Origin of the sequence: Shewanella sp. Sh95, from assembly GCF_001308045.1 — a bacterium.
Taxonomy (GTDB): Bacteria; Pseudomonadota; Gammaproteobacteria; order Enterobacterales; family Shewanellaceae; genus Shewanella; species Shewanella xiamenensis.
In genome coordinates, this window is record NZ_LGYY01000235.1 from 13820 (window position 1) to 34813 (window position 20994).

The following is a 20994-nucleotide window of genomic DNA, read 5'->3' on the forward strand; positions in this document are numbered from 1 at the left end:
TATCCGCTAGCGGATATCTCCTGAAAACAAGCACATTTTAGTGTGTTGTTATTTGGCTAGCAAACGAGAAAAATTGCCTCGATACATTAGCAAAACTAATGATTAATTAAGTGATCTGCCTCACTTAAGTCACTATTTAGCATGATTAATAACTTGTCAGTCATAATTACTGCATAAAAATACACTTCAATAAGCTCATCATTGCTACCAGTTTGTTAAATCTTTCTTCTTCGCTAGAAAACCTCATCTTTTGCTACAGCATTGCCATGAAAAATTTTGCTTGTATAGTACTTGCTGCAAAAGAGCGTTAAGCCGGACATCACCAAAAGGACGATAAAAGATGGCATTAAGATTTCGCCTTGCCCAGCAAGGTTTATTAGTGGCCACATTGGGCATGGCATTGGCCGCCTGCCAGAGTGGCAATACGCCAGAAGAGGCCGCACAGCAGGTCAGCGCAAACAAATTGGTTTACCCTGAAACGAGAAAAGACGCTTTAGTCGACACTCTTCACGGTGTTGCGGTGGCGGATCCTTACCGTCATCTTGAAGAAAACACGCCAGAAACCGAAAGCTGGGTAAAAGAACAACAGGCCTTTGGTCAGGCTTACTTGGCGAAGATCCCCAACAAACAAGCCGTGGTTGATCGTATCACTGAACTGTGGAACTACGAGAAGATTTCAGCCCCCTTCGAGAATGGCGATAACCAGTTTTATTACCGTAACGATGGTTTACAAGCGCAATCGGTCCTTTACGTAAAAGGTAAAGATGGCGTTGAGAAAGCCGTGCTCGATCCAAATAGCTTCTCAGCCGATGGTACCGTGGCGTTGTCTGGTGTATCGGTAAGTAATGACGGTAAGATTCTAGCCTATGGAGTGTCTAAGTCAGGCTCTGACTGGCAGCAGTGGCAGTTTATTGATATTGCCACGGGTAAAAAGCTTAAAGATGAACTCAACTGGATTAAATTCTCCAGCGCGGTATGGGATAAGGAAAACCAAGGGGTTTTCTATGCCCGTTACGATGCGCCAGCGGGCGGGGATTTACTGGCCGATGTGAACTTTAATCAAAAAGTGTATTACCACAAATTAGGCACAGATCAACGCCAAGATTTATTGATTTATGAACGTCCCCAAAACAAAGATTGGGGATTTGGCATCGATGTGTCTGAGCAGGGCGAATATTTACTGCTATCGATTTCGCAGGGTACGGACAAACGTAATCGCTTTTTCTATAAATCACTGTTTGAACCTAAAGCACAGGTGGTGGAATTAATCCTTAACCTCGAAGCAGAGTATGAGTTTTTAGGTAATGACGGTTCGGTATTTTATTTTAAAACCGATTTAGATGCGCCTAACGGTAAAGTGATTGCCATTGATACCCGTAATAGCGAGAAATCGCAGTGGCAAACCATTATTCCTGAATCAAAAGATCCCATTAATAAAGTCGCTATTATCAATGACCATTTAGTCGTCAGCTATTTACACGATGTATTGGGACAATTATCGATTTTCAGTATGGGCGGCCAAAAGCGTCAAGATGTCACTTTACCAGGTAAAGGTAATGTCGCCGGGCCTTTCGGTAAGGCGAGTAAAGACTATTTCTACTATGTCTTTAACAGCTATATTCAACCTGAAACCACCTATAAGTTTGATTTTAAAACAGCGCAGTCGACCGTTGTGGCTAAACCTCAGGTGTCATTTAATCCCGATAATTATGTGTCTGAGCAAGTGTTTTATACCAGCAAAGACGGTACTCGCGTCCCGATGATGCTGTCCTACAAAAAAGGGCTGGTGAAGAATGGTCAAAACCCAACGCTTCTGTATGCCTACGGTGGTTTCGCGATTTCGATGACGCCGCGTTTTAGCCCCGCCAACATCGCATGGTTAGATATGGGCGGCATTTACGCCGTACCAAGTTTACGCGGCGGCGCGGATTATGGTGAAAGCTGGCATCAGGCAGGTATGTTCGATAAAAAGCAAAATGTGTTTGATGACTATTTTGCCGCTGCCGAATACCTGATCAACGAAAAATACACCAACACTACAAAGTTAGGCGCTTATGGCCGCAGTAATGGCGGTTTATTGATGGGCGCCGCGGTGACGCAACGTCCTGAGCTGTTTGCTGCTGTGCTACCAGCAGTGGGTGTGTTGGATATGCTGCGCTTCCATAAGTTTACCATTGGTTGGGCTTGGACTAGTGAATATGGCAGTGCAGATAATGCAGAGCAGTTCCCGGCATTATTAGCTTATTCGCCTTACCATAATGTTAAAGCGCAGGCTTATCCTGCAACTATGGTGATGACGGCTGATCACGATGATCGTGTGGTGCCGCTACACAGCTTTAAATTTGCCGCCATGATGCAAGAAAAGCAGCAGGGTGATAAACCCGTGATAATGCGCATTGAGTCCAATGCCGGACATGGTGCGGGTAAACCTACCGCGATGAAGATCGACGAGTTTGCCGATATTTATAGCTTCCTGTGGCAAAGCTTTGGTTTGGCACTACCGCAAACCCTTGCAAAATAGCTAACTATGTTAATTAAATGGGGTCGTTTGACCCCATTGTTATTTACAAATCCCTCAATTGCGTTGAAACCCCTGCTATCCCTATCTATATCTTCATCGGGTCATTCACAAGTCTTGTTTCCCTAGGTATAGTAGCGTCAATTTTTCAACCAAAATCTACTAATTTCGCATGACGTTTAATTGGCCCATTTCAGTCTATTACGAAGATACCGACGCAGGTGGCGTTGTCTATCATTCGAACTATCTCAATTTTTTTGAGCGAGCGCGAACCGAATGGTTAAAAGCCTTAGGCGTAAGTCAGACTGCACTGTTGGCCGATGACACTGCGTTTGTGGTTAAGCGGGCGGAATTGGATTTTAAAAAAGCCGCACGTTTTGAACAGAACCTTATTGTAGAAACTAAGGTCATAGAGTTGAAAAAGGCCTCGTTGGTATTTCATCAACGTTTGGTTGATCATCTGGGAGACTGTTATTGTGAAGGCACAGTGCTAGTAGCCTGTGTAGCCTTATCACGTATGCGGCCCCGAGCTATCCCCTTAAATATTGTGCAGGAGTTTGACAGTGCAAGCTGATATGTCGATTGTCGGGTTATTTTTACAAGCCAGTTTATTAGTGAAATTTGTTATGTTCACTTTACTTTGCTTGTCTGTAATGTCTTGGACGGTGATCTTACAACGCCGTAGTTTATTGACATCTGCAAAAAATAAATCGGCAAAATTTGAAGATAAATTTTGGTCAGGCGTCGATTTAAATCGTCTGTATAAAGAATTATCGGCTCGTCCAGATAATACGGGCTTAGAGTCATTATTTGTGACGGGTTTTAAAGAATATTCACGTCTGAATAAATTAAATAGCAAAGTGCCTGATGCGGTGATGGATGGTACTTCGCGGGCGATGCGTGTGACCTTATCCCGTGAATTAGAAAAGTTAGAAGCTAACTTACCTTTATTGGCAACCATTGGTTCGACTAGCCCTTATATCGGTTTGTTTGGTACGGTATGGGGTATTATGAATTCATTTATCGCAATTGGCTCGATGGAAAACGCAACATTAGCCATGGTAGCGCCAGGTATTGCAGAAGCACTGATTGCTACCGCTATGGGTCTGTTTGCGGCAATTCCAGCAGTTATCGCTTATAACCGTTTTGCGACTCAGGTTGAAAAGCTGGAAATCGGTTACGCTAACTTTATGGAAGAGTTTTCTAGCATCCTGCATCGCCAAGCATACAGTGAGAAGGAAGGCGTATAATGCAAGTCGGTTATCAGCGTAAACGTCGTCGCCCTGTTGCCGAAATCAACGTGGTGCCTTACATCGACGTCATGCTCGTGTTGCTGATTATTTTCATGGTAACAGCGCCGATTGTGACCCAAGGGGTGAAAGTGGAGCTGCCGCAAGGTGCGGCCGAAGTACTACCCGCGGATAGTAAGCCGCCGGTTGTGGCGTCTATTGATGCCGACGGTACTTATTTTCTTAATCAGGGCGGTTCCAATAACGAAGAAATGGAATTGGAAGAGTTAGCCACCGCCGTGGCGGCGATTATGGTGACTGAGCCTGAACGTCCTGTGGTGGTTAAAGCCGATAGAACTATTCCTTACGATAACGTGATCCAATTGATGGTGACCTTGCAACAGGCAGGCGTTCCCTCAGTCGGTTTGATGACGGATTCACCCAAGGAGAAATAGGTGGCGGATAATTCAAATGTTGCATTACCTCTGTCAATTTCAGCAGGTATTCATATTGGCGTGATAATTATTCTGGCCATTGGCATAGATTTCACCCATAAACCTGAACCTGTGCAACAAGTTAGCGCCCCTGCAGTAAAAGCTGTTATGGTTGATCAGCAACAAGTCGCTAATCAAGTTGAAAAGCTAAAGCAGGAAAAGCGCGATGCAGAGCGCCGAGAACGTGAGCGCCAAGCCGAACTTGAACGCAAAGCACAGGAAGCAAAGCAAGCCCGTGAGCGTGAACAAGCACAGTTGAAGAAACTGGCGGAAGAACGTAAGCAGCAAGAAATTGAGACCCAAAAGGCCAATGATGCCGCGAAAGCCGCGCAGGTGAAGCAGCAACAGGAAAAGGAAAAAGCAGAAAAAGCCGAAGCCGATCGCAAGCAGAAGGAGCAAGAACGTAAACTTGCTGAAGATGCAGCTCAAAAAGCCGCGGAAAAACGTAAAGTAGAAGAGGCCGCTGCCGCGAAAGCTGAGGCAGACCGTAAGCAGAAAGAAACCGAAGCCAAGGCAAAAGCTGAGGCAGACGCTAAAGCCAAAGCAGAGGCAAAAGCCAAGGCTGATGCAGAGGCGAAAGCAAAAGCCGAAGCTAAGGCAAAAGCAGATGCTAAGGCGAAAGCGGATGCTGAAGCCCGTGCTCAGCAGGAGCAGGAAATGGCTGATGCGTTAGCCGCCGAGCAGGCAGCCTTATCGCAAACCATGAATAAGCAGATGCAAACGGAAGTCGGTAAGTATACCGCGATGATTAAATCAACGATTCAGCGTAACCTTGTGGTTGATGAATCGATGCGTGGTAAAACGTGTACCGTTTCTGTGCGTTTAGCGAATGATGGATTTGTGATTAGCAGTCAGACACAAGGTGGTGATCCGAATGTGTGTCGTGCAGCTAAAGCGGCGATTTTAAAAGCGGGTAAGTTACCAGTGTCTCCAGACCCTGCGGTATATAACTTGATGAAAGAAATTAACTTAATCGTTGAACCAACGTTTAATTAAAGGAGTCCCATGAAAATTTTGGCAAAATGGTTAGCATTGGCAGTTCTGCTTTGCACTATGCCGGCAAAAGCGGCGCTGGATATTGTGATTACCGAAGGTGTGGATGCGGCGCGACCAATCGCTGTGATGCCATTCCAATGGCAAGGTGCTGGTGCGCCACCACAGGCGATTGCCGATGTGGTTATGTCTGACTTAGTGCGCAGCGGTACGTTTAAACCTTTAGATGAATTAGGGTTACCTCAACGTGGTATTGGAGCCTTAGCACAGTTTGATGCCAATGCTTGGGCTAATGTTAGTGCTGAAGCCGTTGTGGTTGGTTCGGTTAAGCCTTACGGCACGGATCAGTTTTTGGTGAGCTTTGATCTTATTGATTTGGTTAAAGCACAAAACCAAGCACTAAAAGGTCCTGCAAGTCCAACTGAATTTTTGATGGATAGTCGCCAAACGGTGATTTCTGCGGCACAGTTCCGTCAATATGGCCACCGTATCAGCGATATCGTCTATGAGAAACTGACGGGTATTCGTGGTGCTTTCTTAACCCGTATTTCCTACGTGGTGGTTAACCACAGCCAGAAAGCGGCTTATTCACTGATGATCGCCGACTATGACGGTTACAACGAGCAGATGTTACTGCGCTCTCCTGAGCCGCTGATGTCTCCTTCTTGGTCACCCGATGGCCGTCGTTTAGCTTATGTGAGCTTTGAAAACAAAAAGGCTGAGATTTTTGTTCAGGATCTTTACACCCAAGTACGTACTAAGGTGAGTAGCTTCCCTGGCATTAACGGTGCACCGACATTCTCGCCCGATGGTAAGTCCTTAGCAGTGACCCTCTCAAAGGATGGTCAACCTGAGATTTACGTTATCGATATCGCCACTAAGGCAGCAAAACGTATTACCAACCACTATTCCATCGATACTGAGCCATCTTGGTATCCCGATGGCAAGTCATTGTTGTTTACCTCCGAGCGCGGTGGTAGACCACAGTTATATCGTGTAGATTTAAATTCAGGCAAAGTGACCCGTGAAACCTTTGAAGGTGAATGGAATTTAGGTGGTTCAATTACCCCTGATGGTCGCAGCATGATTTTTGTGAATCGCACAAACGGTAAATTTAATATTGCACGTATGGATTTAAGTACGCGCTTTATGCAGGTGCTGACATCGACACGTTTGGACGAATCTCCAAGTGTGGCCCCTAATGGTACTATGGTGATTTATGGCACTACGTATCAAGGCAAGCAAGTTTTAGCAGCTGTTTCTACGGACGGACGCTTTAAAGCGAGATTACCGGTAGGTCAGGGCGAGGTGAAATCACCTTCTTGGTCTCCGTTTCTCTAATGTATTAGCTAGATTTATTCACATTTAATTTTATAAGGAACAGATAATGGATCTGAACAAGTTGTTAAAAGCTATGTTGGTAGCACTTCCAATTATGGCTATTAGTGCGTGTAGCTCAACTTCTGAATCAGAAACTGATGCAATGGGCTCTACAAACGGTTCTGGTAGCGAACTGAATGGTGGTGGCGTTCAAACTGGCGGTATTGGTGGAATGTTGTCACCTGAAGAGCAACAACGTCAGCAACTCGAGCAGTTGAGAAAAGAACACATCATTTACTTCGACTTCGACCGCAGTGAAGTTCAAACTGAATATGCCGCCGTACTCGAAGCACACGGTACTTATTTAGTTGAGCACCCAAGCGTACGTGTATTGATTGAAGGTCATGCCGACGAGCGTGGCACGCCAGAATACAACATCGCACTGGGTGAGCGTCGTGCTAAAGCTGTTGCTAAATACTTACAAGGCATGGGTGTACAACCTAGCCAAATGAGCATCGTAAGCTATGGCGAAGAGAAGCCACTTGACTTCACTCGTACCGATGAAGGTTTTGCTAAAAACCGTCGTGCAGTTTTAGTTTACTAAGATTGAATTACGGAGAGTAACTAGATGAAACGTGCCGTCTTAATTACGGCAATGTTCTTCGGCGCAGGAGCTGCAGTGGCAGCTCCTGCTCCTGTTGAAGATATTGCTGGTGGTTCAGGTGATGACAGACTTGCTCGTTTAGAGCGCATTGTAAAATCGAGACAACAAAGCGAAATTGATATGCAGCGCCGTCTGGATACTTTGCAGCAAGAAGTTCTCGACTTACGTGGTTTGACCGAACAACAGAATTATCAAATAGAGCAGATGCAACAACGTCAGCGTCAGCTTTACGATGAAATTGCCAATTTATCCTCCAAAGCCGCTGCCGCGCCAGCAGCTTCTACTCCTGCAACGCCCGCTGCTGCCGCAGCAACTGCCAATGCCGCCGCCAGTAGCTTAAGTGAAACGGCCAGCTACGAAGGTGCGGTGAACTTAGTGCTGAAAGAGCGCAAGTATGACGATGCTATCCCAGCGTTTCGCGCCTTCATTAAACAGTATCCGGATTCAGTTTATGCTGCCAATGCCAACTATTGGTTAGGACAGTTACTGTTTAACAAGAGTGAATTTGCTGAAGCCAAACAAGCCTTCAATACCGTCGTGACCCGTTTTAGTGATTCCAACAAACGTGGTGACAGTCTAGTGAAGCTTGGCATGATCGCAGAGAAAACCGGTGATAAAGCCGGTGCGACTCAATACTACCAACAAGTGGTAAAAGACTACGCCAACAGCGCTGCAGCACGCATTGCCCAACAACAATTGGCTGCAATTAAAGCATAATTAACTAAAAAACATACTCTTAGTCTGTTTTTCATGCAAACGACAAAAAATTGGGAATTTACGCTTGCATGGGAAAATGAAAAAGGTATTATAGGCGCCCTCGGAACGGCGAGGTCGTTCGGGGCGCAAAATACCAGTAAATGGGTCGTTAGCTCAGTCGGTAGAGCAGTTGGCTTTTAACCAATTGGTCGAAGGTTCGAATCCTTCACGACCCACCACTTACTCTAGTAAATAGAATAAGTTAGCGGTATTTGAAGTGTTGTAAATAAGATGGGTCGTTAGCTCAGTCGGTAGAGCAGTTGGCTTTTAACCAATTGGTCGAAGGTTCGAATCCTTCACGACCCACCACTTTTCTGACAGTGTAAAATTCAGAATCCTTAGATGGGTCGTTAGCTCAGTCGGTAGAGCAGTTGGCTTTTAACCAATTGGTCGAAGGTTCGAATCCTTCACGACCCACCACTTTACTGAAAGTGAATAAATCAGTGTCAAAATAGACGGGTCGTTAGCTCAGTCGGTAGAGCAGTTGGCTTTTAACCAATTGGTCGAAGGTTCGAATCCTTCACGACCCACCACTTTTCTGAAAGTGTAAAACTCAGAGTCTTTAGATGGGTCGTTAGCTCAGTCGGTAGAGCAGTTGGCTTTTAACCAATTGGTCGAAGGTTCGAATCCTTCACGACCCACCACTTTTCTGGAAGTGTAAAATTCAGAATTCTTAGATGAGTCGTTAGCTCAGTCGCTTATGTTATAAAGCTAGGGCAGTTGGCTTTTAACCAATCAATCGAATGGTTGAAATCCTTCATGATTCACCACTTACTGAAGTGTAAAATCAGCGTTCACTAGATGGGTCGTTAGCTCAGTCGGTAGAGCAGTTGGCTTTTAACCAATTGGTCGAAGGTTCGAATCCTTCACGACCCACCACTTACTGAAGTGTAAAATCAGCGTTCACTCGATGGGTCGTTAGCTCAGTCGGTAGAGCAGTTGGCTTTTAACCAATTGGTCGAAGGTTCGAATCCTTCACGACCCACCACTCTTTATCTCTCCTAGTAAAAATCTTCCTTCGCTACTCATCACTAAAAATCTTAATTTCACTGCATTTTCTACTTTGCTCATAGACTTATTGTCAGTTTTGCTCGGGTGTTAATTGGTCCATATTGGCTGCGGATAAATAATAACAACTGGGGAAACACAAAATGAAACAAGCAAAATTGGGGTTGCTTTACTCTGCAACATTATTGATGTAACAACTGATGCAAAAGTAAAAAAGGAGACCACAGGTCTCCTTGTTATCTCGTATTAGGGTTAACCTAACAGATTGTTATCACGAACATATTGTTCGAAATCGGTGCAACCACCTACGTGTTTTTCATCAACGAATATCTGGGGCACCGTTTCGACTGGCTTGCCGACAGTCTTCTCGAGATCCGCTTTAGAAATCCCTTCGGCGTGGATATCTACATATCTAAATTTAAAGTCATCACGTTTTTCAACGAGTTGCTCTGACAGTTGTACTGCTCGCACGCAATAAGGACAGCCAGGACGGCCAAAAATAACAACGTACATAATAGCTCCTTAGGATTACTTTAAGCGTTTTATACCATAGCGCTAACCGAATTGATAATGTCAGATGTGTTTATTTTCAGTTTGATAGCGCCCTTGGTAATCGAAATAGCTTTCGAGCAGATCCCAGCCTTTTGTGTGCTTTTTCAGCAGTAACAGATCTGGCATCCGAAAGGCGGCACTATCGGCAATCAGCTCAGACACTTTTTTGTATTGCTTAGGTTTAATGCCTGGCGTGCGACTATGGGGGAAAATAAACAGCGCATACAAGGCACGCCATTGGGCGGGCGTTTGCAGCTTAAAGTGCCGATTAAACTCATTTCCGTCAATGTCTAGATATTGCACCTTAAGATCGCCCGCATCATCCATTAACGTCATATGCTGGCAGCGGAACAGATGATGGTGTTGCTTATTCAATACTTGCTTAAGGCGTTTATCGGGGTCGATTAAGGTCGACTGGCAATGCTGGCAAATACGCGCCGCAATGTCGTTCTCTTGTCCGCAATCGGGACAGGATTTAGACCTAAATCGAAAGTCACATTGCTGCTTTTGCCCATGATGCTCGACAATGCCCTGACAGCGACGGCCAAAGTGCTCGATAATATCGCCATCCTTGTCGGTTAATCCCCAAAAGATATTGGCAAACTGGCAGACAGGGCAATGCACTTGGACCGGGACAGATTTGCTATTGGGCTTAGCTTGGCCGACTTCTGGAAAATACAAATCATAGCCATTGGCTGCGTAATCAATCACTAAACAATCTTTTTTACCTTCACAGATCCTAAGGCCTCGGCCAATCATTTGCTGAAACAAACTCACCGATGCGGTGGGGCGTAAAATCGCAATCAAATCCACATGGGGCGCATCGAAGCCTGTGGTTAATACCGCCACGTTGACGAGGAACTTAAGCTCCTTCGCTTTAAAGCGCTCGATAAGCTCATCACGTTCATTATCTGGCGTTTGCGCCGTGACGATTGCTGTTTGCTCGCTGTGATCCTTGTTGAGCTGGCTGACAATTTCTTCAGCATGGCGCACTGTCGCCGCAAAAATAATGATCCCTTGGCGGTGATGACTCAATTCAATTAGTTGCTTCACAATCGCCGTTGTTGCGCGTCCGGCGTGGTTCAGCAGCGCATTGACTTGGGCCTCGGGATATTCGCCATTGTCATTGGGCTTGATTTGGCTGAAGTCATATTGGGCACTTAACCCATCGAACAAGGTGGGCGCAGTTAAATAGCCTTGCTTAATCAGCGGACGGATGGGAAGCTCGAAAATACACTGCTCGAAGACCCCAAGCTCGGGCGAGCCGACTTTGCCGTGGTAGTGGCGTTTATAAATCCAACCCGTCCCGAGTCGATAAGGGGTGGCAGTCAGGCCTAATAACCTCAGCTTGGGATTACGCAGCTGTAAATGACTTAATATCTGCTGATATTGGCTGGTTTTTTCGAGGCTGACTCTGTGGCATTCATCGATAATCACTAGCGAGAAGGGTTCATCGAATTGAGTTAAGGCGCGCACGGCGGATTGAATACTGGCGACAACGGTTTTGCCGTCAGTCGATTTTTGATTTAACCCCGCGGAGTAAATGCTAGCTTCGGTCGTCAGTAATCCGACCTTTTGTGCGTTTTGGGCAACCAGTTCCTTCACATGGGTTAAAACCAGCACGCGTCCTCTGGCGATGCGGGCAAGCTCGGCAATAACGATACTTTTCCCTGCTCCAGTTGGTAGGACTAACACGGCGGAATCGGTGCTTTTTTTGAAATGCGCGATGGCGGCATCGACGGCTTGTTGCTGATAATCCCTGAGGGTAACGCTTGGGCTGGAATTAACTGACACGCTGCTAGCTATTCTTGGTCGACTGAGTTTAGCGCCAAGCTTAACACAGAACCAAAAAAATGCCCCTTGGTTGGAGGGGCAACTAAGAGAAAGGGGCAATCAGGCACTTTCTCAACAGGGTTTACTTGATTAAAAGGAACACTTGCTAAAACGGACAGGTGTTCAAATGAACAGGAGCTAAAGCAACACTTAACCGTGATAAATCACGATTAAGTGTGGGACAACGATTACTCGTTGCGATTCAAGCGAGTTTCAATCAAGGTTTCAATCACAGCTGGGTCGGCCAGTGTTGATGCATCCCCTAAATTGGTCACTTCGTTCGCGGCAATCTTACGCAGGAAGCGGCGCATGATTTTGCCTGAACGTGTCTTAGGCAATCCTGTTGCCCACTGGATAAGATCCGGAGTTGCTAAGGCGCCAATTTCCTTGCGAACCCATTGGCGCAGCTCTTGGCGAAGTTCTTCGCTTTCTTCTGTGCCGCGGGTTAAGGTCACATAAGCGTAAATACCTTGGCCTTTAATATCATGGGGATAGCCCACAACAGCAGCTTCAGCGACCAGTTCGTGTGACACCAGTGCACTTTCCACTTCGGCGGTACCTAATCTGTGGCCGGAAACGTTAATCACATCGTCCACGCGGCCAGTGATCCAGTAATAACCGTCTTCATCGCGGCGAGCGCCGTCACCGGTAAAGTACATGCCACGGAAGGTTTTAAAATAGGTCAGCACGAAACGTTCATGGTCACCATATACGGTACGCATTTGGCCAGGCCATGAGTCGAGCAGCACTAAGTTACCTTCGGTTGCGCCTTCTAAAATGTTACCCATGTTGTCCACGAGCGCCGGTTGTACCCCAAAGAAAGGACGAGTCGCCGAGCCGGGCTTAGTATCAGTTGCGCCTGGCAGTGGGGTGATCAAAATACCGCCTGTTTCAGTTTGCCACCAAGTATCGACAATCGGGCAATGCTCGTGGCCGATGACCTCGTGGTACCAACGCCAAGCTTCTGGGTTGATGGGTTCGCCTACAGAGCCCATGATGCGCAGTGAGCTGCCATCGTACTTATCAAAATGTTGTTTACCTTCGGCCATTAGTGCACGAATAAGCGTTGGTGCAGTATAGAGAATATTGACTTTATGGCGGTCAATCATCTCGCCTAAACGCGCAGGGCTTGGGTGGTTAGGAACACCTTCGTGGATGAGCACCGTTGCGCCGTTGGCAAGCGGGCCATATACCATGTAGGAGTGGCCAGTGATCCAACCCACATCAGCAGTACACCAGTAAATCTGACCGGGTTTGTAATCGAACACATATTCGTGGGTCATGGAGGCATACACCATATAACCGCCAGTAGTGTGCAATACGCCCTTTGGATTACCCGTTGAACCTGAGGTATAGAGTAAGAACAGCGGATCTTCTGCGCCCATTTCTTCGACAGCGCAATGTTCGGATGCGGTTTCAACCAGTGAATGCCACCACACATCGCGACCTTCTACCCAGTCAATCTTGCCGCCAGTGCGTTGAAGCACAATGACTTTCTCAACACTGGTCACATCGGGATGTTTTAACGCATCGTCGATGTTGCGTTTGAGCGGAATGGCGCGGCCACCACGCATACCTTCATCGGAGGTGATGACGATTTTGGATTTACCATCGATAACCCGAGAGGCGATAGAATCGGGTGAGAAACCACCAAAAACAACGGAATGCACAGCACCAATGCGAGCACAGGCCAGCATCGCGACGGCGGCTTCTGGCACCATTGGCATATAAATCGTGACGATATCGCCACGGCGTACGCCTTGGCTGCGTAGCGCGTTGGCAAATTTACATACTTGAGTGTGCAGTTCACCGTAGGTGATTTTGCGTTGTTCGTTGGCGTTATCGCCTTCCCAAATAATGGCGACGCGGTCGCTGTGCTCCGCCAAATGGCGATCTAGACAGTTTGCCGATGCGTTTAGGGTGCCGTCATAGAACCAGTTAATCGATAAATTATGATCGTCAAAAGTGGTTTTTTTGATTTTAGTGTATGGCTTTATCCAATCGATGCGTTTGCCGTGCTCTCTCCAGAAACCCTCTGGATTGACAATCGACTCTTGGTACATTGTTTTATATTGATCGTTATTTACAAGTGCATTGGCAGCGATATTGCCGGAGACTTTGTAGAGAGACTGCGAGCTCATAGGGCTTCCCTTTCGAAAAATTGCGTGGTCTGAGTATGGTATGCAAGAGGGAGTCAACTCCATTAGACCTTGGTCTAGTTTTAAAATTTCCTTTATATTTAGGCTGTTGCACTCGAAAATCTGGCTAGATTTCAGCCATTATTTATCGCACAATAATGGAAAAAAGAGCAAAAATATGAATCTCACCTTAGTCGTCGCCGTTATTGCTATTTGTTATGTATCACTTTTATTCCTTTTAGCCTGGGGGGCGGAGCGCTGGTTTAGCGGCGTGACCAAGAAGCTGCAAGTGGTCATTTATGGCTTAAGCTTGGCGGTTTATTGTTCTTCTTGGAGTTTTTTAGGCACTGTTGGACAGTCGGCTAAGGATTTTTGGTCGTTCATTCCGATTTTTATCGGCCCAATCCTGATCTTCACCTTAGGGTTTGGCATGTTGCGCAAGATGGTCCTCGTGTCCAAGGCGCAAAATATTACCTCGGTCGCCGACTTTATCGCCGCCCGTTACGGTAAGTCACAAACCTTGGCGGCCATTGTTACCCTCATCGCGCTATTTGGCATCATGCCTTATATTGCGCTGCAACTTAAGGCGATGGTGTTTAGCCTTAATCTATTTCAACCCGCGGATGACCCCTTAAATGGCATTATGATTGCGCTACTGATCACCGCGCTGTTAGCCATATTTGCCATTCTTTTTGGCACTCGTAAGCTCGATGCTACCGAGCATAATCCCGGGATGATGCTGGCTATCGCATTCGAATCCTTAGTGAAACTCGCGGCATTTTTGCTGGTGGGGATGGTGATTAGCTTTGGCGTATTTGACGGGTTTGGCGATATTTGGCAGCAGGCGAGTGATAAAGCGTTAATTCATCACCCAAACCCCCGTATTGAAACCTTGATGCCTGAACTGCTTGTCGGCATGGCGGCATTTTTGTGTATGCCGCGCCAATTCCATGTGATGGTGGTGGAATGTGCCGATGAGTCTGTTTTGTCTAAAGGGCGTTGGTTGTTTCCGCTGTATTTGGCCTTATTTGGCCTATTTGTCGGGCCACTGGCATTAGCGGGTAAATTGATCTTGGGCGATAGCGTTGCAGCTGATACCTATGTGATTAATTTACCGCTTGCGTTAGATCATCCGCTGCTGGCGGTGATTGCGCTGTTAGGCACCTTATCTGCGGCGACGGGGATGGTGATTGTGGCCGTGGTGACAATCAGTGTTATGGTGAGTAACGAATGGCTTGTCCCTGTGATGTTACGTACTGGCAATATCCGCGAGAAAAACTTCAGCCAGTTTTCGCAGATGCTACTAAATGCCCGCCGCCTAGCGATTATCATCATCCTTGGGTTGGGCTACGGCAGTTATCTGGCGCTGGCTGACAGCGACTCGCTATCGCATCTGGGGATGCTGTCCTTTGGTGCTTTTGCCCAACTTGCACCCGCGTTAGTGGGTGGACTCTACTGGAAACACGGTAACCGTGCAGGGGTGTTTTTAGGACTCAGTGTGGGTTTTAGCTTGTGGTTTTACATCATGCTCAGTGGTATGACGGGTAACCAAAGCCCAGCGACATTAATGTCTAGTAATTTCGACCTATTAGATGCTATTACACCGAATGTGCGTGATGCGCTTACGGCGTTATTTGCCAATATTGCCTGTTATGTGTTGGGCTCGATTTGGTTCAGGGCCGGGGTAGCCGAGCGTATTCAGGCCAGTGCTTTTGTCAGCCCAGGTAAGCTTAAAAATAATGCCAATAAGAAAAGCGGCCCTATCTCGCAGCAGGATTTATTGATCTTAGCCAGCCGCTTTGTGAGTCCAACCCGCGCCTATGAAAGTTTTAGTCGCTTCTCTACCGAAGCGGTTAAAAGTGACAGTTGGCATAAGGCCGCGACTCCAGAACTGATTGCTCATACCGAGCGTTTACTCGCTGGCGTGCTCGGCGCTTCAAGTGCTTCTTTAGTTATGGATTCGGTTTTACAAGGTCGTGACTTGGCCTTAGATGAAGTCTTTAGCCTTGTGGATGAAGCCTCATCCAAAATCATGCTTAGTCAAGATATGCTGCGCGGCGCTATCGAGCATGCCTACGAAGGGATGAGCGTGATCGACAGCGACCTTAACTTGGTTGCATGGAACTACAAATATGTCGAGTTATATCAATATCCTGAAGGCTTTTTACAGCAGGGGATGCCTATCAGTGAAGTGATCCGCTTTAATGCCGCCAGAGGTTATTGTGGTGATGGCGATATAGAGCAACAGGTTGAAAAACGTGTGCAGCATATGCGTAATGGCACGCCCCATACTTCAGAGCGGCAACGTAAAGACGGTAAAGTGATTAAAATTCAAGGTAATCCTATGCCTGATGGTGGTTTTGTGATGACCTTTACCGACATTACCCAATATCGTGAGCAAGAACGGGCGTTGCTCGAAGCCAATGAAACGCTCGAGTCGCGTGTTAAAGAACGTACCTACGAACTAGCTCTGCTAAATAGTGAGTTACTTGAGGCCAAAGCACAGGAAGAAATGGCTAACGCCTCTAAGAGTCGCTTTTTAGCGGCGGTGGGGCACGATTTAATGCAGCCACTGAATGCGGCAAGATTGTTTACTGCGTCGTTATCCCAATACCCTAATTTGGATCGCGAGGCACGCACCACCTTATCCCATGTGAATAGCTCGCTTAAAACCGCCGGCGAGTTGCTCACCGACTTATTGGATATTTCTAAGTTGGATTCTGGCATGGTCGAAGTGAACCGCCGTGACTTTGCTATATCTGAGCTACTTAATGGTCTGTCGGTCGAATTTGAGGCGATGGCGGCGGACAATCAAATTCGCTTTAAGATGATCCCCTGCAGCGCGACGGTGAATTCTGATCCTTCTTTGCTCAGGCGCGTGCTACAAAACTTTTTAACCAATGCCTACCGTTATGCCCGTGGTGGGCGAGTGCTGTTTGGTTGCCGTCATCGCGGCAGCGAATTGGAGATCCAAGTACTCGATACGGGCTGCGGAATTGATGAGCATGAAACTCATGAAATATTTAAAGAATTTAAACGCTTAAATAATCCACGTAGTAAAAGTGTCAGCGGTTTAGGGTTAGGGTTGGCGATTGCCGATAGGATAAGCCGGGTACTTAATCACAGTATTCAGGTGTCTTCGCAATTGGGGCGTGGCTCGGTGTTTTCCATTACGGTTCCCTTAGGGGAAACCGTGCGTCAGCCGCAGGTGAAGGCATTGCCATCGTTATTACAACCGTTATCAGGGATTAAAGTATTGTGTATCGACAACGAGGAGGCGATTCTTGCGGGGCTTGAGAGCTTACTCAGTCGTTGGCAGTGTGAGGTGATTTGTGCCAAGGATTTAGCCGACGCGAGGATTAAGTTAGGCCTTAAAGGCGTGGCGCCCGATATCGTGTTAGCCGATTTTCACTTGGATGATGGTCAAAACGGTGTTGATGCGATGGATGGGATCCGCGCACTCTATGGCAAAGAGTTACCGGGCATTTTAATCACAGCGAACACTCGCAAAGAGCTGGTGGAAGATGTGCAGCGCCGCGGTTATCACTATATGGCCAAAATGATTAAACCGGCAGCGCTGCGGGCATTGATATCAAGCCTGGTCAAGAAGGCTTAATAACTTGCAGCCATGGCGATTAGCCATGGCTGATGCAGATGTTTTGGCCTCGACTTGCGTCATCCGAAGTGGTTTTCGATGGTGTAATTGTGGCCGCGACTTGCTTCATCGCTTGGGTGAGTTGGCTGAGCTGCGCCGAACTTATCACATAGGGCGGCATAATATAAATTAGGTTGGCAAAGGGTCTAACCCATACGCCTAGGTCGACAAATTGCTGCTGCAGCGCCGCGGTATTCACCGCTTGGTGCATTTCTAACACACCAACCGCGCCAAGCACGCGCACTTCTTTTACGCTGGGAATATCGATGGCATCGGCAAGCTCGCGCTGCATTTGCTGCTCGATGGCAGCAACCTGTGCTGGCCATTCCTGCTGATTGATTAAATCTAAGCTTGCGCAAGCGGCGGCGCAGGCGAGGGGATTGCCCATAAATGTCGGGCCATGCATAAAGACGCCGGCGGGCGATTGGCTAATGCCTTGGGCGACGTTATCCGTGCATAAGGTGGCGGCAAGGCTGATATAACCGCCTGTTAATGCTTTGCCTAGGCAGAGGATATCCGGCGTGATGTCGGCATGTTCATAGGCAAATAACTTACCGGTTCGGCCAAAACCCGTGGCAATTTCATCGAGGATAAGCAGCACATTATATTCATCACACAGGGCACGCAGGCCGCGTAAATATTCGCTGCTGTAGAAGCGCATGCCCCCTGCGCCCTGCATAATCGGTTCGATAATCACGGCAGCAATGTCTTGATGTTGCTCGCGCAATATACGCTGCATGGGTGCTAAATCGTCTTGGTGTAACGATTCTCCAAAGGGCGTTTGCGGCGCGTCGACAAAACATTGTTTAGTGACTGCTTCACCAAACATGGTATGCATGCCACCTTCGGGATCGCAGACACTCATGGCGGCAAAAGTATCGCCATGGTAGCCCTTTTTCACCGTGAGAATGCGCTGTTTTTGGGCTTTTTGCGCTAAAGGCAAATCTTGCCCCTGCCAATATTGCAGCGCCATTTTGATGGCAACTTCGACGGCAATTGAGCCTGAGTCGCACAGAAAGACTTTAGTGAGGGGCTCGCAGGTCATCGCCAGCAGTTTTTTGCAGAGTGTAATGGCGGGTTCATGGGTAATGCCACCAAACATGACATGGCTGAGTTGGTGCAATTGCTGCTCCATCGCCGTTAATATTGCCGGATGACCATAGCCATGCACGCAGGCCCACCAAGAGCTGGTGCCATCAATAAGTTTACGGCCATCGACCAATTCCAGCTCGCAGCCTTGGGCACTGTGTACCCCAAAAACAGGAAGTGCGCGAGTCATAGAGGTATAAGGGTGCCAAATATGGGCGCTATCAAAATCAAAATCGAGTAAATTGCGCATAAAAGCTCACAGCGTTGATTGAAAATTAATCAGTGGTAAACCTGTATCACTGGTTGGCGTTGACAGTTTAAGGGCTGAGGTTATCCTAGCCAAGGTAAAATACAAAAATAAAAGGGTGTTCAATGTCGCAGTTGCAAGTTCGTCATGATTGGAAGCGGGAAGAAATCGAAGCCTTATTTGCGCTGCCGATGAATGACTTATTATTTAAAGCACACAGTATCCACCGTGAAGTGTACGATCCTAACGAAGTGCAGATTAGCCGCTTACTGTCGATCAAAACCGGTGCTTGTCCTGAGGATTGTAAATATTGTCCGCAGAGTGCGCGTTACGACACTGGCCTTGAAAAAGAGCGTCTCTTAGCGATGGAAACCGTGCTCACCGAAGCGCGCAGTGCCAAAGCCGCGGGGGCTTCGCGTTTCTGTATGGGCGCCGCCTGGCGTAACCCGAAAGATAAAGACATGCCATACCTTAAGCAAATGGTGCAAGAGGTGAAAGCCCTCGGCATGGAAACCTGCATGACCTTAGGGATGTTAAGCGCCGAGCAAGCCAACGAGTTGGCCGATGCGGGCCTTGATTATTACAACCACAATTTAGATACCTCGCCTGAATACTACGGCGATGTGATCACCACCCGTACCTATCAAAACCGCTTAGATACCTTAAGCCATGTGCGCGCATCGGGCATGAAAGTTTGCTCTGGTGGCATTGTTGGTATGGGTGAGAAGGCCACAGACCGGGCGGGTTTATTACAACAACTGGCGAATTTACCCCAGCATCCGGATTCTGTGCCGATCAATATGCTAGTCAAAGTGGCCGGTACTCCCTTCGAAAAACTCGATGATTTAGATCCGCTGGAGTTTGTCCGTACCATCGCCGTGGCACGTATTTTAATGCCTAAGTCCCGTGTGCGTTTATCGGCGGGCCGTGAAAACATGACTGACGAGCTGCAGGCTATGTGTTTCTTTGCAGGTGCTAACTCGATTTTCTATGGCTGCAAGCTGTTGACTACGCCAAACCCTGAAGAAAGTGACGATATGGGGCTGTTTCGCCGTCTGGGCTTACGTCCTGAGCAGGGCGCAGCCGCGACTATCGATGATGAGCAAGCGGTATTAGCTAAAGCTGCGGCTCACCAAGATAAAGCTACGTCTCAGTTTTATGATGCGGCTGCGCTATAGACACAGTGTATAAATGCGCTTCGTTAAGCGTTGGAGCGCTTTACCTTCTAAAGGATTTATGGCGCTTACGTTTAGCAAGAAAATCCTGAGCAAGAGAATATGAGTTCACCACTCGCGTCAAAACTGGGTTCAAAAATCCGCGCCCGTCAGCAAGCCTTAGCAGAGCAAGGTTTGCTAAGGCAGCGTCAAGCATTATCAACCGATGCCGTGCTAAGTCACGCTGAGCCGCAGTTTTGCTTTGAGGGGCAAACTTATCTTAACTTCAGTAGTAACGACTACTTAGGGCTTTGCCGTGCGCCCGAATTAATTGCGGCGCTACACCGCGGTGCACAGCAATATGGTGTCGGCAGCGGGGCATCGCCACTGGTGACGGGCTACAATGAGGCGCATTTAGCGCTGGAAACTAAGCTGTGCCAGATAACCGGATTTGAGGCAGCGCTACTCTTTAGCTCAGGGTTTAGCGCTAATAGTACGCTCTGTAAAACCCTGTTCGATAAGCAAGATGTTGTGCTGGCGGATAAGCTGGTCCATGCGTCGATTATCGATGGTTTACGCGATAGTGGTGCCGATTTTAAACGCTTTTTGCACAACTCAACTGAGAGTGCGGAGCGGCTGTTAGCCAAAAACACGGTTTCAGCGCTGATCACTGAAAGTGTATTTAGCATGGATGGTGATATTGCGCCGATTAAGGCCTTATCTAGCCTTTGCCGCGCGCATAATGTGTGGTTAATTGTCGATGATGCCCATGGCTTTGGCGTGTCTGATATTTTTAATCAGCCAGCTGCCAACCTTATCGATATCCAGATAGTGACTTTTGGCAAGGCATTAGGCTGTCAAGGCGCAGCAATTCTGGGTAGTCGTGAGTTGATTGCGTTTTTAGTGAGTAATGCGCGGGAATATATTTATTCAACTGCACTGTCACCGGCCAATGCTGCGCTAGCTTTGGCCGCAGTTGAACACTGTGAAGCTCATCCTGAACTTAGGCAAAATTTGCAGCGTAATATCTCGATTTTTAAACAGTTATGCCAAGATGCCGATATTCCGCTTCTTGGTAGTGAGACCGCGATTCAACCTCTGATCATTGGCGATGCCGAGCAAACCTTACTGGTTTCGCAAAAGCTAAAAGCCATGGGGATTTGGGTTGGGGCAATTCGTCCACCAACCGTGCCCATAGGCTCAGCAAGATTACGTATTACTTTGAGTGCATGCCATAGCGAGGCGGCAATTCGGCGCTGCGTTAACGGGATTGCCCAAGTGCTGACCGAAGTTGCACTACCTAGGGTATCTGAGCGTCCTGCGCGATAAGCCAATGTTTTCGAT

15 protein-coding genes and 8 tRNA genes are annotated in these 20994 nt (G+C 47.4%); 19 read left to right on the forward strand and 4 right to left on the reverse strand.

Features of this window, described 5'->3' with window-relative positions; translation table 11 throughout:
• Positions 1-340: 340 nt before the first annotated feature.
• The 16 genes from AEA42_RS17260 to AEA42_RS17330 all read left to right on the forward strand — a co-directional run bounded on the left by AEA42_RS17260 (position 341) and on the right by AEA42_RS17330 (position 8962).
• Positions 341-2521 carry a prolyl oligopeptidase family serine peptidase gene (locus AEA42_RS17260; protein WP_055648389.1) on the forward strand — a complete coding sequence of 727 codons (2181 nt, stop codon included), beginning with the start codon at positions 341-343 and terminating at the stop codon, positions 2519-2521.
• A gap of 169 nt (positions 2522-2690) precedes the next feature.
• Complete coding sequence (gene ybgC, locus AEA42_RS17265) at positions 2691-3092, forward strand: tol-pal system-associated acyl-CoA thioesterase (protein ID WP_011072691.1); 402 nt, start codon at positions 2691-2693, stop codon at positions 3090-3092.
• The gene (gene tolQ, locus AEA42_RS17270) at positions 3082-3768 is read left to right on the forward strand and encodes a protein TolQ (protein WP_037419415.1); all 687 of its coding nucleotides are present in this window, start codon (positions 3082-3084) and stop codon (positions 3766-3768) included. Before ybgC ends, tolQ begins: the two co-directional genes overlap by 11 nt.
• Positions 3768-4202 (forward strand): protein TolR, encoded by a 435-nt coding sequence (gene tolR / locus AEA42_RS17275; protein WP_037419420.1) that lies wholly within the window; start codon positions 3768-3770, stop codon positions 4200-4202. The genes tolQ and tolR overlap by 1 nt, the downstream gene beginning before the upstream one ends.
• Positions 4203-5237: a cell envelope integrity protein TolA gene (gene tolA, locus AEA42_RS17280; protein WP_055648390.1), complete on the forward strand. Its 1035-nt coding sequence runs from the start codon at positions 4203-4205 to the stop codon at positions 5235-5237.
• Between the two features lie 9 nt (positions 5238-5246).
• Positions 5247-6575: a Tol-Pal system beta propeller repeat protein TolB gene (gene tolB / locus AEA42_RS17285; RefSeq protein ID WP_055648391.1), complete on the forward strand. Its 1329-nt coding sequence runs from the start codon at positions 5247-5249 to the stop codon at positions 6573-6575.
• A 46-nt stretch (positions 6576-6621) separates the two neighbouring features.
• The gene (gene pal, locus AEA42_RS17290) at positions 6622-7158 is read left to right on the forward strand and encodes a peptidoglycan-associated lipoprotein Pal (protein ID WP_055648392.1); all 537 of its coding nucleotides are present in this window, start codon (positions 6622-6624) and stop codon (positions 7156-7158) included.
• 24 nt (positions 7159-7182) lie between these two features.
• The gene (gene ybgF, locus AEA42_RS17295) at positions 7183-7935 is read left to right on the forward strand and encodes a tol-pal system protein YbgF (RefSeq protein ID WP_055648393.1); all 753 of its coding nucleotides are present in this window, start codon (positions 7183-7185) and stop codon (positions 7933-7935) included.
• Between the two features lie 142 nt (positions 7936-8077).
• Positions 8078-8153 (forward strand) — tRNA-Lys (locus tag AEA42_RS17300).
• A gap of 54 nt (positions 8154-8207) precedes the next feature.
• Positions 8208-8283 (forward strand) — tRNA-Lys (locus tag AEA42_RS17305).
• A gap of 35 nt (positions 8284-8318) precedes the next feature.
• Positions 8319-8394, forward strand: a tRNA-Lys gene (locus AEA42_RS17310).
• Between the two features lie 37 nt (positions 8395-8431).
• Positions 8432-8507 (forward strand) — tRNA-Lys (locus tag AEA42_RS17315).
• A gap of 35 nt (positions 8508-8542) precedes the next feature.
• A tRNA-Lys gene (locus tag AEA42_RS17320) sits at positions 8543-8618 on the forward strand.
• Between the two features lie 35 nt (positions 8619-8653).
• Positions 8654-8744, forward strand: a tRNA-Lys gene (locus AEA42_RS22425).
• Positions 8745-8777: 33 nt separating this feature from the next.
• Positions 8778-8853, forward strand: a tRNA-Lys gene (locus AEA42_RS17325).
• 33 nt (positions 8854-8886) lie between these two features.
• Positions 8887-8962: transfer RNA gene (locus tag AEA42_RS17330), tRNA-Lys, on the forward strand.
• A 272-nt stretch (positions 8963-9234) separates the two neighbouring features.
• Here the strand turns inward: AEA42_RS17330 and AEA42_RS17335 are convergent.
• From AEA42_RS17335 to acs, 3 genes are all read right to left on the reverse strand, one after another.
• Complete coding sequence (locus AEA42_RS17335; RefSeq protein ID WP_011072684.1) at positions 9235-9495, reverse strand: GrxA family glutaredoxin; 261 nt, start codon at positions 9493-9495, stop codon at positions 9235-9237.
• Between the two features lie 60 nt (positions 9496-9555).
• On the reverse strand, positions 9556-11328 hold the full coding sequence (locus AEA42_RS17340; protein ID WP_055648394.1) for a DEAD/DEAH box helicase: 1773 nt from the start codon (positions 11326-11328) through the stop codon (positions 9556-9558).
• 227 nt (positions 11329-11555) lie between these two features.
• Positions 11556-13508 (reverse strand): acetate--CoA ligase, encoded by a 1953-nt coding sequence (acs, locus tag AEA42_RS17345; protein ID WP_055648395.1) that lies wholly within the window; start codon positions 13506-13508, stop codon positions 11556-11558.
• Positions 13509-13683: 175 nt separating this feature from the next.
• On the opposite strand from acs, the gene AEA42_RS17350 reads away from it, so the two are divergent.
• Positions 13684-17121: a NahK/ErcS family hybrid sensor histidine kinase/response regulator gene (locus tag AEA42_RS17350; protein WP_037427492.1), complete on the forward strand. Its 3438-nt coding sequence runs from the start codon at positions 13684-13686 to the stop codon at positions 17119-17121.
• A gap of 19 nt (positions 17122-17140) precedes the next feature.
• Here the strand turns inward: AEA42_RS17350 and bioA are convergent, their stop codons facing one another.
• Positions 17141-18499 carry an adenosylmethionine--8-amino-7-oxononanoate transaminase gene (bioA, locus tag AEA42_RS17355; protein ID WP_055648396.1) on the reverse strand — a complete coding sequence of 453 codons (1359 nt, stop codon included), beginning with the start codon at positions 18497-18499 and terminating at the stop codon, positions 17141-17143.
• A 122-nt stretch (positions 18500-18621) separates the two neighbouring features.
• Here bioA and bioB point away from each other — a divergent pair, with 122 nt between their 5' ends.
• Both bioB and AEA42_RS17365 read left to right on the forward strand, forming a co-directional pair.
• Positions 18622-19674 carry a biotin synthase BioB gene (gene bioB, locus AEA42_RS17360; protein WP_037419448.1) on the forward strand — a complete coding sequence of 351 codons (1053 nt, stop codon included), beginning with the start codon at positions 18622-18624 and terminating at the stop codon, positions 19672-19674.
• Positions 19675-19773: 99 nt separating this feature from the next.
• Positions 19774-20979: an 8-amino-7-oxononanoate synthase gene (locus tag AEA42_RS17365; protein ID WP_055648397.1), complete on the forward strand. Its 1206-nt coding sequence runs from the start codon at positions 19774-19776 to the stop codon at positions 20977-20979.
• Positions 20980-20994 lie beyond the last annotated feature (15 nt).